Annotated in this window: 12 protein-coding genes and 1 pseudogene; 6 read left to right on the forward strand and 7 right to left on the reverse strand. The window is 61.6% G+C overall.

Annotation, left to right across the window (positions count from 1 at the left end; all coding sequences use genetic code 11):
- The first annotated feature begins 28 nt into the window (after window positions 1-28).
- The 3 genes from IV500_RS14855 to IV500_RS14865 all read left to right on the forward strand — a co-directional run bounded on the left by IV500_RS14855 (window position 29) and on the right by IV500_RS14865 (window position 2481).
- A complete protein-coding gene (locus IV500_RS14855; protein ID WP_196397610.1) occupies window positions 29-853 on the forward strand; it encodes a thioesterase family protein in 825 nt (274 codons plus the stop codon).
- A gap of 1 nt (window position 854) precedes the next feature.
- Window positions 855-1664, forward strand: coding sequence for a lipoyl protein ligase domain-containing protein (locus IV500_RS14860; RefSeq protein ID WP_196397589.1), 810 nt, complete (start codon window positions 855-857; stop codon window positions 1662-1664).
- A gap of 262 nt (window positions 1665-1926) precedes the next feature.
- Window positions 1927-2481, forward strand: a complete 555-nt coding sequence (locus tag IV500_RS14865; protein WP_196397590.1) for a hypothetical protein — start codon at window positions 1927-1929, stop codon at window positions 2479-2481.
- A 33-nt stretch (window positions 2482-2514) separates the two neighbouring features.
- Here the strand turns inward: IV500_RS14865 and IV500_RS14870 are convergent, their stop codons facing one another.
- From IV500_RS14870 to IV500_RS14900, 7 genes are all read right to left on the reverse strand, one after another.
- Window positions 2515-3900 (reverse strand): AI-2E family transporter, encoded by a 1386-nt coding sequence (locus IV500_RS14870; RefSeq protein WP_196397591.1) that lies wholly within the window; start codon window positions 3898-3900, stop codon window positions 2515-2517.
- A gap of 216 nt (window positions 3901-4116) precedes the next feature.
- Window positions 4117-4746 (reverse strand): MBL fold metallo-hydrolase, encoded by a 630-nt coding sequence (locus IV500_RS14875; protein WP_196397592.1) that lies wholly within the window; start codon window positions 4744-4746, stop codon window positions 4117-4119.
- Entirely contained in the window at window positions 4746-5831 is a 1086-nt protein-coding gene (locus IV500_RS14880) for an S-(hydroxymethyl)mycothiol dehydrogenase (protein WP_196397593.1), read from the reverse strand. Before IV500_RS14880 ends, IV500_RS14875 begins: the two co-directional genes overlap by 1 nt.
- Window positions 5832-5970: 139 nt before the next feature.
- Entirely contained in the window at window positions 5971-6228 is a 258-nt protein-coding gene (locus IV500_RS14885) for a mycoredoxin (protein ID WP_312875941.1), read from the reverse strand.
- A 159-nt stretch (window positions 6229-6387) separates the two neighbouring features.
- A complete protein-coding gene (locus IV500_RS14890; protein WP_196397594.1) occupies window positions 6388-7746 on the reverse strand; it encodes an APC family permease in 1359 nt (452 codons plus the stop codon).
- A gap of 640 nt (window positions 7747-8386) precedes the next feature.
- Complete coding sequence (locus tag IV500_RS14895; RefSeq protein ID WP_196397595.1) at window positions 8387-9112, reverse strand: SOS response-associated peptidase; 726 nt, start codon at window positions 9110-9112, stop codon at window positions 8387-8389.
- A 78-nt stretch (window positions 9113-9190) separates the two neighbouring features.
- Window positions 9191-9697 carry a GNAT family N-acetyltransferase gene (locus IV500_RS14900; RefSeq protein WP_196397596.1) on the reverse strand — a complete coding sequence of 169 codons (507 nt, stop codon included), beginning with the start codon at window positions 9695-9697 and terminating at the stop codon, window positions 9191-9193.
- Between the two features lie 237 nt (window positions 9698-9934).
- On the opposite strand from IV500_RS14900, the gene IV500_RS14905 reads away from it, so the two are divergent.
- From IV500_RS14905 to IV500_RS14915, 3 genes and pseudogenes are all read left to right on the forward strand, one after another.
- Window positions 9935-10249, forward strand: coding sequence for a DUF6504 family protein (locus IV500_RS14905; protein ID WP_196397597.1), 315 nt, complete (start codon window positions 9935-9937; stop codon window positions 10247-10249).
- 121 nt (window positions 10250-10370) lie between these two features.
- Window positions 10371-13949, forward strand: a complete 3579-nt coding sequence (locus IV500_RS14910; RefSeq protein ID WP_196397598.1) for a DNA polymerase III subunit alpha — start codon at window positions 10371-10373, stop codon at window positions 13947-13949.
- 190 nt (window positions 13950-14139) lie between these two features.
- Window positions 14140-14681: pseudogene (locus tag IV500_RS14915) on the forward strand (hypothetical protein); the annotation flags it as partial.

Raw genomic sequence — 14681 nt, forward strand, 5'->3', positions numbered from 1 at the left:
TGAGAATACCGGCGACGACGGATCGGTCATGATCCGGGAGCACGGCGACGTCCCTACCGGATCCAATGGGCAGAACTATTTTTACCGGTCCCTGAGTGATGGCCACTATGAATCCAGTGTTCATACGCAGGGGGCCTGGAACCCGCACGAGCAGCACATGGCACCTGTTTCCGGAGTCATGACCCGGGAACTGGAACTTCACCGGCCGCGGCCGGAGTTGCGGATGGCCCGGATTAGCTTCGATATTCTGGGCATAATCCCCGGCGGGAAATTTCGGATTGAGACCAAAATAATCCGGCCCGGCAAGACCATCGAGTTACTGCAGGCGGAGCTGATCGCCAATGAGCGCGTGGCCGTTCGCGCCACCGCGTGGCGCCTGCAGCGTGGCCAGACCGCCGCCGTCGCCGCCGTTGAAGACCCGGCCATGGCCCCCTTGGCAGAAGCAGGTGAGTGGCACGACCTGGACAAATGGCCGGGCGGCTACATTGCCTCCCTTGAGGCCCGGGTGGTGCCAGGCCACCGCCCCGGCCACGGCCAGGTGTGGATACGCAGCCCATACCCAATGGTTGAAGGCGAGCCGACGACGGACATGGTGCGGTTGATGGGCTTGGTGGACACCGCTAATGGGATTGCCTCCCGGGTTCCGCCGGGACCGGGCAGCTACATGTTCCCCAACGTGGACCTGTCCATCCACCTGCACCGAGAGCCGGTGGGGGAGTGGCTGGGCCTGGACACCAGTGTGACCTTCGGGACGGACGGAATCGGGTTGACCAATACCGTGCTCAATGACGCACATGGACCGTTCGGGGTCGCTGCCCAGATCCTCACGGTGCGCGAACTTCCGGAAGCTTAGAATGCGAGCCGGTCCCGTGCGGATCGCACCGGCTCTTTCGGTGCTGCGCCAGGACGTGAGTAGGGGGGCAGCGGAGGATCTTGACGGCGCGCTGACCCTGTTGGCGGCGGCCCGCACGGAGCAGATTGGGCCTACGTTGCGGTTGTACCGTCCGAAGCCCACCATGGCGTTCGGACAGCGCGACGTGAACCTTCCCGGCTTCGCCGCAGCCTGTGCGGCCGCCGCCCGGCAGGGATTCGAACCGCTGATCCGCAGAGCGGGCGGCCGGGCGGCTGCCTACCATCGGGGCTGCCTGATTGTGGACCATATTGAGCCCCAGCAGGACGCGATGGTGTACGCGAAGCCCCGGTTCGGGTACTTCGGCGAACTCTTCGCGCAGGCTCTGCAGAGTCTGGGCGTGGACGCGGGCATTGGCGAGATCCCGCGGGAGTACTGCCCGGGGGAATTTACGGTCTACGGGCGGTCTGCTGGTGGCTTCGGGGTCGACGGCGGCACCGGCGGCACCGGCGGCTCCGGCGGCTCCGGCGACGACGGCGCCCGTGATGGCGGCTGGGATGGTCGAATCAAGCTCGTGGGCACAGCGCAGCGGGTGGTCGCCGGCGCATGGCTGTTCAGCTCGGTAATTGTGGTGGAGGATTCCGCACCATTGCGCTCGGTGCTGACGGATAGTTATGCGGCACTGGGCCTGGACTGGAACCCGTTGACGGCCGGTGGTGTTGCGGATCTGGTGCCGCGGCTGACGGTCGACGACGTCACCGAGGCCGTGCTGCGCGTCTATGCCGGCCGCACAGAACTGAACTTCAGCAGCTGACAAAGGATCGGTTCGGTAAACGGAAGGAATACCACGTCAGACGCGGCTGGCCGCAGTGGTGTTTTGGGTCTGAGGATCGGTCCGAAAATTCACACTAAGCGCGTATCGGTGTGGGTTCCGACGTGGATGATGACAATTTGCGGATCTAGCCGCTGCCGGAGCGCGTGTTTGATGGCACGGTAATCGGTTGAACGGGCGACGGCGAAGAGTTCGGTACGTTCCGCTGCCGTACGTATCCCGACTCGGTGGACGGAGACTAAATTTGCTATGGGCCGAAGATACGGCACGGGAGCAACTGTCTGCACTGGGCGTCGGTTCCCCGCACGCGACGACGCTGGGCAGAATTTTTGAACGCCTTGATGCCGGCCTGCTGGATCGTCTGGCTGGGGCATGGGTGCAGGCCGCCATCGGCGTTTCGGCGATCTCTGTCGAGGGTAAGGAGGTCCGTGGTGCCAAGAACGGTGGCGGCTCGCGAGTGCATTTGATGGCGGCCATTGACCATGGAACCGGTGCGGTGTTGGGGCAAGTTTCGGTAGCAGAGAAATCCAACGAGATCCCCTCCTTTTCAACACTGTTGGACGGTATCACGGACCTGACGGGCTCCGGCCGAATGACGCTAGACCATGCAGCGACTTACCGAGACATGCCTATTTGGCGGTCCAGCGGCAGTGCGGCGCGTCTGCCGCCTGGGGTGCCGGATGCCTTGAAACACCAAGGGTTGCAAGACTCGTACGTATCGCCGGTCAGTGGCACCCGCGCGTGGCGGCGCCTTCGTAAGCGAATAGACTGCGCTTCCACTGTGACTGTCTGCTGGTGAGTCGCGACGCAGGCGTACAGTGGCCTACGAACCCTAAGGACTCTGTGGATCCGGGCGGTCATCCTCGGCCGGTTCCGTGGGCGGCGATTCGTTGCCTCCAGAGCTACCCTCGTCACCGGCTCCGTCCGCACCGGGTCCGTCCGCACCGGGTCCGTCCGCACCGGGTCCGTCCGCACTGGTCACGAGGTCATTATTGGTCTTGCCGTCACGGCCGGTTTCGGCCGAACGGTTCGCATAGAGAGGCAAGGGTGCGTACTCGGCCGGTGGCTCAGGCTTCATCCGGTCCTCACCGGCCCGGCGTGGCTGACCATGCAGGTCCTCCACCCCGGTGAGGTACTTCACCGAGGCGTGGACCGATGCGACGATGGGGATCGCAAGAATGGCACCGAACACGCCGGCAACCAGCGCTCCGCCGGTCAATGAGAGCACGATTACCACCGGGTGCAGCTTCACGGCGCGGCCGACAATGAGTGGCTGAAACAGATGGGCCTCGAGCTGGTCCTCAACGATCAATACGGCCAGCATAATGAGGCCGGCGACCGGTCCCTGGGTAATCAGCGCGACCAGGACGGCTAATCCGCCGAAAAGAAAAGCGCCGATAATCGGGATGAAGCTGCCGATGAACACCAAGACGGCCAAAGGGACGGCCAAGGGCACACCAAGAAAAAACAAGACCAAGCCAATAACAACGCCGTGAATAAGGGCAATTATTGCGGTACCGACTACCCAGCCGGACAATACATGCCAAGCCCGGTACCCTGCCCCGCGGACGCTTACTTGGACCGACGCCGGAAAGAGCCGCACCAGCCAGCTCCATATCCGATCTCCCTCGTCGAGGAAGAAAAACGTCAGAAACAACGTCACAATCAGGCCAGTGATGAGCTCTACCGCTGCCGTACCGACCGTTATGACCCCGCTGGCAATGGTTTGGCTGTTCTTGCGCAACGCGTCGACCAGCTGTTGCTGAAGCTGCTGTAATTGGTCGCTATTCGTCCCCGGCAACACGTCAACATACCGCTTTGCCTCGTTAAACAAGTCTTCGACCTGGTTGACCATGCTCGCATAATTCGCGGACGCCTGCCGCTCGACGAACCAACCGACACCGCCCAATACGACCAGGGCGACAACTATGGTAATCCACGTAGCCAAGGGCCGGGTGAATCGCAGCCGTCGCAACAGCGCCACCAACGGGTGCAATAGCGCCGCGAGCAATAGCGCGAAGAAAACCGGCAGAACCACCAGGTAAAGCTTAGTGAACAGTGCACTCAGGGCCAGGAAGGCTCCGGCCACAACCAAAAGACGCCAGCACCACCCGGCCGCAACCACCAGGCTCGCCGGCACGACACCTGGCAACCGTACGATGCCACCGTGCGGCCGGTGCGTCCTGTCGTTCTTCCCTGCACGCGACGCTGTCGCCATGCCACAACAGTAACGGCAGCGCACCTTAAAAACGAGGCATTTGATTAGCGGCTTTTAGTAGTCAATGAGTCCTCGCCCCGCCCGTCCAAGGTAGCCCGGCACGCGGTCTCCAACAGACCAACGCCCAGCTTTAGCTCTGGGATTCTCTGCCTGCGGACGCGTGGAGACCCGGTCTGGATCTCCACGCGGCCTTCAAATGATAGGCAGAAGCCCGGGCTAGTGACCGCGGTCGATCCAGTCCTGCAGCGCCGGCGCCTCGGTGCCGATTGTGGTGGAGTCCCCGTGCCCGGTCCGCACCACAGTGTCCGCGGGCAGCACCAACAGCTTGCTCCGGATGGACTCGATAATGGTGGGGAAGTCACTGTAGGAACGGCCCGTGGCGCCCGGTCCGCCGCGGAAAAGCGTGTCTCCGCTGAATACTGTCCTTTCCGCGGGCAGGTAGTAGCAGACGGAGCCGGGGGAATGCCCGGGGGTGTGCAGCGCCGTCAAGGTGACGCCCGCGACGTCAAACGTGTCGCCGTCGTGAACCTCATGACCCGGGCCAAAGTCCGGGTACACGGCGTCCCAAAGCATCCGGTCCGCCGCGTGCAGGTAAATCGGAGCCCGCGCGTCCTCGGCCAGACGCTCCGCCGCACCGATGTGGTCATCGTGGGCATGTGTCAGCAGCAGCGCCCTGACCCGCCGCCCTGCCAGCTGATCAATAATCGCCTGGGCATCGTGCGGGGCGTCGATAATGATGCACTCCTCGTCGTCCCCCACAATCCAGACGTTGTTATCCACGTCCCAGGTGCCGCCGTCGAGCGAGAAGGTCCCGGAAGTCACCAACGGCTCGATCCGCACGGCCATCAGAGCTCCACCACCGAACGCAGCACGGTGCCTTCACGCATTTTGTCGAAGGCTTCCTCGATCTGGCCGATTCCGATCCGTTCGGAGACAAATGCGTCCAGATCCAGCCGCCCCTGCTGATACAGGCTCACCAGCATGGGGAAGTCCCGGGACGGGAGGCAGTCTCCGTACCAGGAGGACTTCAGCGAGCCGCCGCGGCCAAAGACATCCAGCAGCGGCAGTTCCAGCGTCATCTCCGGCGATGGCACGCCCACCAGAACCACCGTCCCGGCCAGATCGCGGGCGTAAAACGCCTGCTGATACGTTTCCGGACGGCCGACGGCGTCAATCACCACGTCAGCGCCGAAACCTCCGGTCAGCGCGCGGATGGCCTCCACCGGATCATTCTCGGAGGAGTTGACGGTATCGGTGGCGCCCATCGTGAGCGCCCGGTCGAGCTTGGTGTCATTGATGTCCACGGCAATGATGGTTGTCGCGCCGGCCAGGGCGGCTCCCGCAATGGCCGCGGAGCCGACACCGCCGCAGCCGATCACGGCCACCGAATCCCCGCGCTGAACACCGCCGGTGTTCAGCGCGGCGCCGATCCCGGCCATCACGCCGCAGCCCAGCAGGCCAACGGCGGCAGCATCCGCCTCCGGATCCACCTTGGTGCACTGGCCCGCGGCCACCAACGTCTTTTCGGCAAACGCTCCGATGCCCAGCGCGGGGGTCAGTTCGGTGCCGTCCTCCAACGTCATCTTCTGCGTCGCATTGTGCGTATTGAAACAGTACTGAGGGCGGCCGCGGCGGCAGGCACGGCATTCGCCACAGACGGCGCGCCAGTTCAAAATTACCCTGTCGCCGGGAGCTACCTCAGTGACGTCTGGACCCACGGCGCTGACCACACCGGTGGCTTCATGGCCCAGCAGGAACGGGAAATCATCACTGATCTGGCCCAGCTTGTAATGCAGATCCGTATGGCAGACGCCGCTGGTGATAATGTCCACCAGAGCTTCACCGGGACCGGGATCCGGGACCAGAATGGTTTCCAACGTGACGGGGGCACCCTTGAAGCGTGCCACGACGCCCTGAACTTTATGCACCACTATGTGCTCTTTTCTCTAACCGGGATGTTCGTTTGGCAGTACGAAGACCTGCTAGCCAGTCTCCTGGCTGCTGTTTCCATTACTGTCTGTCTATCACAACCGATCAGGGCAATGCTGACCGGTTACGCGGTGTCGTAGCTTAGGCGGCAAGCCGGGCCTGCACATCCCGCAGTGACGGGTTGGTAGCGGAGGTTCCGTCCGGGAACATCACGGTGGGAACGGTTTGGTTGCCGCCGTTAAGCTTCTCCACTAGTTCGGCGGTACCGGGGACGTCCTCAATGTTGACCTCGGTGTAACCAATTCCCTGCGAATCAAGCTGGCTCTTGAGTCGGCGGCAGTAGCCGCACCAGGACGTTGAAAACATGGTGATGGTGCCGGCGTCGGGGGTGAAGTCCACGGGTGCTCCTTGAAGTAATTAATGGCCAAGCGGGCCTGGGGCGTTTGCCGGCAGGCGTGTTGGCGTAGTTTGCGTTCAGGAGCTACAACGCCAGCGCACCGCCGCGGTATTCCGCCACGCACCTAAGGAGTCTGCCGGCTCGCGCATGCAGGCCTGCCTTTATTTAGCCGTTTCCTTGCTGTTCCGCGACGGGGAAAAGATTCGGCTGAGGACATACAGGACCAGACCAACCGCTATCAGAATGCCGGTCCGAAGCCATACTTCAGCACTTTGCTGGGTGAGCAAAATTACGCAGGACGCGATTGCTAAATAAGGAACCACCGTCGCAGCCCTGAAATGGCTATGGCTGACTTTGTCGCTGCGCAGCACCAGGACCGCAATGTTGGTGCTCAAGAAGACGAATAACAGCAGCAGCACAACGGTTTCGGCCAGGGAAGCGAGATCCCCGGTCAGCGTCAAGGCCATCGCCACCACTGTGGTTGCCACGATGGCGGACCAAGGCGTTTTCCTGCCCGGCAGCACCTTACCGAGGGCGCGGGGGAAGAGGCCCTGTTCGGCCATTCCGTACGTCAGCCGACTGGCCATGATCATAGTCAAGAGTGCACCATTGGCGACAGCAACAAGCGCTATGGCACCAAACAGCCAGGGTGGTACAGCAATTCCAGTCGCGTTCACAACGGCAAGCAACGGTGCTGTGGATCCCGCCAGGTCTTCCGTAGGCAGGGCCACCGCAGCGGCGAGGCCGATGAGGACGTAGACCGCTCCGGCCGTCAGGAGTGCACCGAAGAGTGCACGAGGATAGACGCGGCTCACGTCACGTATTTCCTCGGCAACATTGGCCGAGGTCTCGAATCCCACAAAGGAATAATAGGCCAGCAGCGCCGCCCCCAATACCGCAATACCAGGATTGACGCCCGCCCGGAATTGCATTACCTGCTCGGGATAGCCACCGCCTCGGCCGAACATGACCGCCACCAGGACAATGACCAGAACAAGTCCGGACACTTCGATAACGGTCATGACCACATTGCTTTTCACTGATTCGGAAATACCGCGTGAATTCAGCAGGGCCACCAAAACGAGGAATATCAGGGCGACCGGAACAGGAGGAAGGTCCACGAAGGGCTTGAGATAGTCGCCGGCAAAGGCCAGCGCCAGCCCCGCTGCACTCGTTACGCCTGCAGCGAGCATGCAAAAACCTACGAGAAAAGAAAGGAGCGGCTTCTTATAGGCACGTTCTGCGAAGATCGCAGCTCCCCCGGCGCGTGGGTATTTGGTAACCAGTTCCGCGTAGGAGGCGGCGGTGAGAAGCGAAAGGATCAGTGCCACCACCAACGGAACCCAGATGGCGCCCCCAACTTCGCCGGAGACCTTGCCGACTAAAGCATAAATACCAGCGCCGAGGACATCCCCGAGGATGAAAAGATAGAGAAGCGGTCCTGTGATGCCCTTCTTCAGCGCAGTATCCGCAGAAGAACCAGCATTGTTGCCGCTCGTTTGACCCGTGGAAATGCTCATAATGCAGGCAGACCCTTCTCAAATTCAGCAACAGCAAAACCCCGGTCTTGGATGAATGACCAGCTATGAACACCTGATGTTAGTCACAGCCGAAGACCGAAAGTAAGTATACATAGCTTCTGTGCCGGCTCTAATATGAAGGGCGAGGTATCCGGCTAACTGGACGGCTCCCGGCGCAGGAGCGTCCGCGCACCTCGATCCGATTCGGGCCGCGCGGGCACCGGCGTTCGACTGCCCGGTTCGCACGACCTCTTCCTGCAGGCCCAGGACCGGGGGCTCCTGGTAGCCGATGAATCTCAATACAAACGGCTATGGCCCGTCCTCGGCAGACCCGAGGCTATCCTTCGCGGCCACGACATTGTCGGCATCCGGCATCCGGCATCCGGCGCCCCGGCTCAACCGGGAACAAACTCGCCATCGCCGTCAGGACATGGGCCAACGTGGCGGACCGGGAGCTGGTGGATCAAGCCGTCAAGCTGGCTGCCCACCGCCGCCAAACATTCAGCAGGCTCAGCTGAGAAACCGGTTCAGATCCTGATAGACCACCGCGTCTACGCCACTTGATCCTGATGCAGTCGTGGCCAGCCCCCTGCGGTGAGCTGGCCGCCGTCGTTCTTATCCGTTTGCCGGTTCGGTAAACTCATCCGTCCGCCGGTTCGATGAGTTCCGGACCGTTGTTACGCACGCTGTTGGCCTTGGTGCTTACGATTCGCGGGACCAGTTTTGGTTCCGGCATGGAATCAAGGAGCTGCTGCACATCCGCTGGAGATGTGGTGCCGGGGTCCAGCCAATCGGCATAGAGATCCGGCGGGACAATGACCGGCGTCCTGTCGTGGATATGGCCCAGCGCGTCCGTCGCCGCCGCGGTGATAATGGTGCAGGTGCGCAGCCACTTGTCGGGGTGGTCATCCGGGAGGGACGGGTCCGGCCAGTATTCGTAGAGGCCGGCGAACGCCAGCGGCTCGTTAGTTTCACCGTGCAGATAATGGGGGATCTTGCCGTCGGCCGTTTTCTGCCATTCGTAGTAACCATCCGCCGGCACCAGGGCCCTCCGGTTGGCTGCGGCCTTGCGGAAGGACGGTTTCTCGGTGACGGTCTCCCGCCGGGCATTGATGAGCCGCGCGCCGGCTTTGGGATCCTTTGACCACGATGGCACCAGGCCCCAGCGGGCGGTCAATAGCTGTCGGGCAATTACACCAGCGGCAGCTTTGGGGCCGGTCTTATCGAGACGGTCCACAATGAGTGGAACTTCATCGGTTGGTGCCACATTATAGGAGGCGACGAGTTCTTCGGCATGGGTGGCATCGACGCCGAAGGACGCTACGAGGTCGCCGGTGCTCCGAGCCATCACATATCTGCCGCACATAATTACATTATGGACCGGCTGGCCTGGTTGCGCGGTCTGCCTGGTTGCGCGGTCTGCCTGGTTGCGCGGTGTGCGCGGTTATTCGTCGTTTTCTTCGGGTGCCCAGCGGCGGAAGTCCAGCGAGAGGTACAGCGCCAGGGCGGCGGAGTTCTCCTCACTGACACGCACTGCGACCTCGTGATGTCCGGCCTGGAAAAGAGCATCAAGGGAGGCGCGTACCAGATCTTCTGCCAGGCCTTGACGCCGGTGTTCGCGATCGGTGAAAAGTTCGATGATGAAAGGGGCATCCGGTGCGCCGTCCCATTTTGCGCGTTCCACCACCAGAATGGCGGCAATGATCCCTTCGGCTTCATCCGTCACAATGTGTGACGCTTCCGGCACATAGGTGCCGTATTTACCTTCAAAGGATGCCTCGAGATCGGCGACGGCGGCTTCCATGTTTTCGCTGGCAACTCCCGGACCGTAGGCGCTGAAGTAGAGTTCGCCGAGTTTGCGGATGTCCCCGGCTGTTGCCGGGCGGGACTCCGTGGCGAGGTCCCGCTCGAGGGGGGTGGTCTGGGCGATCAGGGTAACCATGTTGGTCATGGAGCGCTCCTCTGTGAACTCATAGGGTGCGGGCGTCGCCAGCGTCGTAGTGGGTCTTGTACACACATGCTAGACGGCATTTGTCCCGCCAGCTACATTCCGTAACTGAGCTTGTGCTGCTGTGCTTCTTGTGTAACAGCGTCGTTGTATATTCGGTAAAACCAGGCGTACAGTTGATGCCACTAGAAGATATATTCGACGAATGGTCCATTCGATAAGTGTTCACGAGGTGCGGCTATGGGGATGTTCAGCGAACCGGTGGAGGTGATCCGCTCGGCTGACGGCATGCCGCTGAAATTACGTTGGCAGGGGCAAGAATACATTATCGGGGCAGAACCCATGCGCTGGTACGAGCGCCGTAAATGGTGGGCGGAGGAGAGCCGTGCCGAGCGCGGTCACGGTTCGAATCTGGTGGACCATGAAATCTGGCGGGTTCAGGCCAGGCTCAACGGGCAGGGGCCGCTGTTTACCTTCGATCTGAGTCATCACCTGGACAGCGAACGATGGCGAATGCTGTGTATTCATGATGCTTTCCGGGCACGCAGCGCTTGAAGCTGTAGACGCGATCTAGAAAACAGCCTGCGGGCTCCGCTTATAGACACCGCCCGGCGGGTCCCCGCCCGTAGACACCGCCCGGCGGGTCCCGTTCAAGAAACAACATTTTGGATTTCTTATGAGTTTCACCCATCTCCATGTTTCCACCGCTTTTAGCGCCCATTATGGGGTTTCCTGGCCCGAGGATCTGGTGCAGGCGGCTGTCGCCGACAATGCGGATGCTTTAGCGTGTACTGACCGGGACGGACTCTACGGAACGGTAAAGCATGTTAAAGCGTGTATGGATGCCGGGATTGATCCGGTCGTGGGTGTGGATCTGGCGGTTCTCGAGGAGGGGGCGGAAAGCGGCAGGGTGGTGGTCCTGGCCCACGGCGGCATCCACGCTGCGGGGTATCGGGCGTTGTGCCGACTGGTGTCGGATGCGCACGCCAACGTCGGCCCCAAATCCTTGGTAGGAGTGACCCTGGCACAACTCGCCTCCCGGACCCTGGACCCGAAGACACTGGCACCGGTGCTTACGGTACTGGTGGGGCCGTCGTCGGACGTTGGCCGTTCCATGGGCGGCCGTAAATACCAGCTGCCGCGCCGGAAGTTCCAGCGCTGGCATCAGCAAATGCCGGCCGGAACCATGGCTGTGGAAATCGTCACTCATCTGAGCACGCCCGGTGAGGCCATGAGTACGGCGCAGGCGGTACGAATGCTTAAGCTGGCGCAGGAATTCAGAGTTCCGGCTGTCCTGACCAATGCGGTTCGGTACTGCGAAAGGGATGGTGCAGCAACAGCCGATGTGCTCGACTCGGCCCGTGTACTAAGCCCGCTGGCGGATTTATCCGGGCCCGAACTCCGTCTGCAGCCCAACGGACAGGGATGGCTGAAGTCTGGTACCCGGATGACTTCGCTGGGCAAGGAAATTATGCGTGCGGCCGGCTTCGGCGCAGGGGAACTGGCACAGTTGCTGGCCAATACGGAAAAGCTAACGGACCGATGCCGAATAAATCCACGCACGGATATGGGGTGGAAGCAGCCCGTGGTACCGGAAGCCTCGGTGCTGGGTATTGAGCGTGATCCGCAGATTGAATTGAAGCAGCGCTGTGAAGCCGGAATCAGCCGGCGATTCCCGGATGTTACCGGTTCCCGCGCCCGCGTTGTGCAGGACAGGCTGTCACAGGAACTGACCGTGATTAATTCCCTGGGCTTCGCCTCCTATTTTCTGACCGTCGCCGAGGTGTCATCAATGATCACCGACATGGGAGTGCGGGCGGCTGCCCGGGGTTCCGGGGCATCAAGCCTGGTGAATTACCTGCTGGAGATTAGCCAGGTTGATCCGCTGCGTCATGATCTGATCTTTGAGCGCTTTCTTTCGGGGAAACGCTCAACCTTGCCCGATATCGATATTGATGTCGAGAGTGCGCAACGGCATAACGTTTATCAACGCGTTTTTCAGCGGTTCGGCGCCGAACGGGTGTCGCTGATGAGTATGCAGAACGGCTATCGAGCGCGGGGAGCGGTGCGCGATGCCGGGCTGGCACTGGGAATGGCTGAGGAGGAGATCGGTACAATCGCCAAACAACTGTGGCGGTTTTCCGCCCGGGATTTTCGCGAAGCGATGGCGGAAAAGCCCGAACTGCGGGAATTCGCGGAGCGTGTTGAAGGGCAAAGAACCGAGGCCTTTGCCCCGAACCAGCAATTGGATCTGCTGGTGGACCTGACTGAGCGGCTGGACCGGCTGCCCCGGCATATTTCCATGCATCCTTGCGGGGTGATTTTGGGCAATGGCTCGCTGCTGGACCGCACCCCCGTGCAGCCCAGCGGTCTGGGCCTGCAGATGAGTCAGTTCGACAAGCACGATATGGACCCGATGGGCATGCTCAAGCTGGATATTCTGGGGGTCCGGATGCAAAGCGCCATGGCCTATGCGATCCGTGAGGTGATCCGTATCCACCCGTCCAAGGCCGAGGTGACGGCTGCCGGGAACCATCCCGACAGTGGATTAGGGAACGGTCCCGACTACATTCAGGCGGACGGCCGGATTGAGCTCAATAGTGTACCGCTCGACGACGAGCCGACCTTTGAGCTGATCCGCAGTACCCATACACTGGGCTGCTTTCAGATTGAATCACCGGGGCAGCGGGAATTAATCGGCAAAATGGCGCCCCGGGAATTTAATGATCTGATCATCGACATTTCGCTCTTCCGCCCGGGTCCGATGAAGTCCAATATGGTCAAACCGTATCTGGAGAACCGGCATGGTTTCGCGCCGGAGGTATACCCGCATCCGCAGCTTAAACCGGCTTTGGCGGAAACGCACGGGGTCACCGTCTTCCATGAGCAGGTGCTGCGGACCTTTGATGTCATGACCGGTTGCGGCCTGGCCCAGGCGGATGAGTACCGCCGGATGCTCGGCAATGAGAAAGGCGAGCCCAAGATGGAGGACGAGTTTCGCACGGCGGCCCGGGCCAGAGGGTTCGCTCTTGACGTGGTTGACCAGGTCTGGGAGACGCTAAAGGCCTTTGGAAGCTTCGGATTCTGCAAGGCCCACGGCGCCGCCTTTGCGGTGCCGACATACCAATCCGCGTGGCTGAAAGCACACCATCCGGAGGCTTTTTTGGCAGGTCTATGGGAGCACGATCCCGGGATGTACCCGCGCCGGCTACTGGTGGCCGAGGCGCGCAGGATGGGCATTCCGATTCTGCCGCTGGACATTAACAAGAGCGCGGGGGAGTACCGGGTGGAATGGGTCCAGGCGCCGGATGCTGTCGCGTCACCTCATCTGCGGACACAGGAGAAGGATGGCGTGGCAGTCCCGCGGAAGCTGGGAATCCGGATGAGCCTGGCTGGAGTGTATGGGCTCTCCGCTGCCGAGCTCAAGCGTATTGTGGCTCATCAGCCTTATGCTTCGTTGGCGGACCTGCGCACGCAGGCCAGAGTGAGCCGACCCACCATGCAGCGTTTGGCCCAGCTGGGCGCATTCGACGCGCTGCACCGCAAAGCCAAGGATGAGACGGGGTCCACGGCGAGCCGTGCGGATCTGATTGCCCATTTGCAGAACCTGCCCACGCGTGGGAAAAAATCGGAACCGATCGAAGGGCAGTTGCTGCTTCCTTTGGGTGATTTGGAATTGACTAACCTCAAGGACAAGCTCCCGGAACCAAGCGCAATGGAGAAAATCCGGACCGAGCTTGATCTGCTGGCCATGGATGTCAGCGGGCATCTGATGTCCAGCTACGGCCCATTACTGACCTCACTTGGTGTAACGACGGCAGATAAATTGCTAGGTTTGCGCAACAATTCGGAGGTGCTGGTTGCCGGTATCCGGGTTGCCACCCAGACTCCGCCGATGCGCGGAGGCCGCAGGGTGGTCTTCATCAGCATCGACGACGGTACCGGCTGTGTGGATGCAACCTTCTTCCATGAGGCGCAGGAAAAGTCGGGTTCGCTGCTCTTTGGCACCAGACTGCTGCTGATTCGGGGACTGACCCGCCGCACCGGACCGCGGGGGATGAGTTTGCAGGCCCTGGAGGCCTGGGACCTTAGCCAAACGGACACCCTTCCGCTGCCCGTGCCAACAAAGGGAACTGAACTCCCAAGTGAGTCGCGGTCTCAGCTGCAGGGACACATTCCAAGTAGCAACCTCAACCCCGGGGATCCACTACGGGGGACGCGGCGCACCTTGGCAGTTACCGGATTGGGCGGTTAAAGACTGCCGGGAAAGTTTTTCAAAATACTTTTCCACAGGGGCCGTTTTTGGGGTCTTTTTGTCCTGGTGATGTCAGTGCCTCCTCGTAGCCTTGGAGTAGTTGGAGATCGGGAGGATTTCCTGGTTTTCTTGCCGGTTCAGGTTGCCGGTGTGGGTTGCCGGGTTCGGGTGTTGAGGGGTGGTGGGTGGTGTGGAGATTGATCGGGAGAATCTGGCGCGGGTGCTGGCTGCGGTCACGGCGAAGTATCCGCATCGGCTCGAGCGCTCGGGCCTAAGCACCGGCTCTGCCACCGGCTCCGGTCCTGTTCCCGTCCCTGGTCCTGCCGCAGTTCCCGGGACCGGTCGGCCCGACGACGACGGGACCGGCCGGCCCGACGGCGCCGCCGGTACCGGCGGGTCCGATGCCGGCGGTGCCGCCGGCCCGGGTGTTTCCGCTGGTTCACCGGTTCCTGGGGTACCGGTTGATGGTCCGGTTGGGGAGGGGTTGTTTGTGGTGGGGCCGTCGGCGGGGATCGTGGGACGGTTGGAGCAGGTGAACGTGTTGTTGGCGGAGGTTTTGGGGACGGATCCGCAGGCGGTGTCGCAGGAGGCGTGGCTGTCGATTATTGGTGCGGCTGAGAGTACACGGCGTCGGTTGGACGCGGTGTATCTGCACAGTGTCGCGGCCGCGGATCAGTGCGGGGCTGCGGGGTTGTCCGGGATCGGGACGAAGAATATGCGTGAGTATCTGGT

This window comes from Arthrobacter terrae (assembly GCF_015708085.1).
GTDB lineage: Bacteria > Actinomycetota > Actinomycetes > Actinomycetales > Micrococcaceae > Arthrobacter_M > Arthrobacter_M terrae.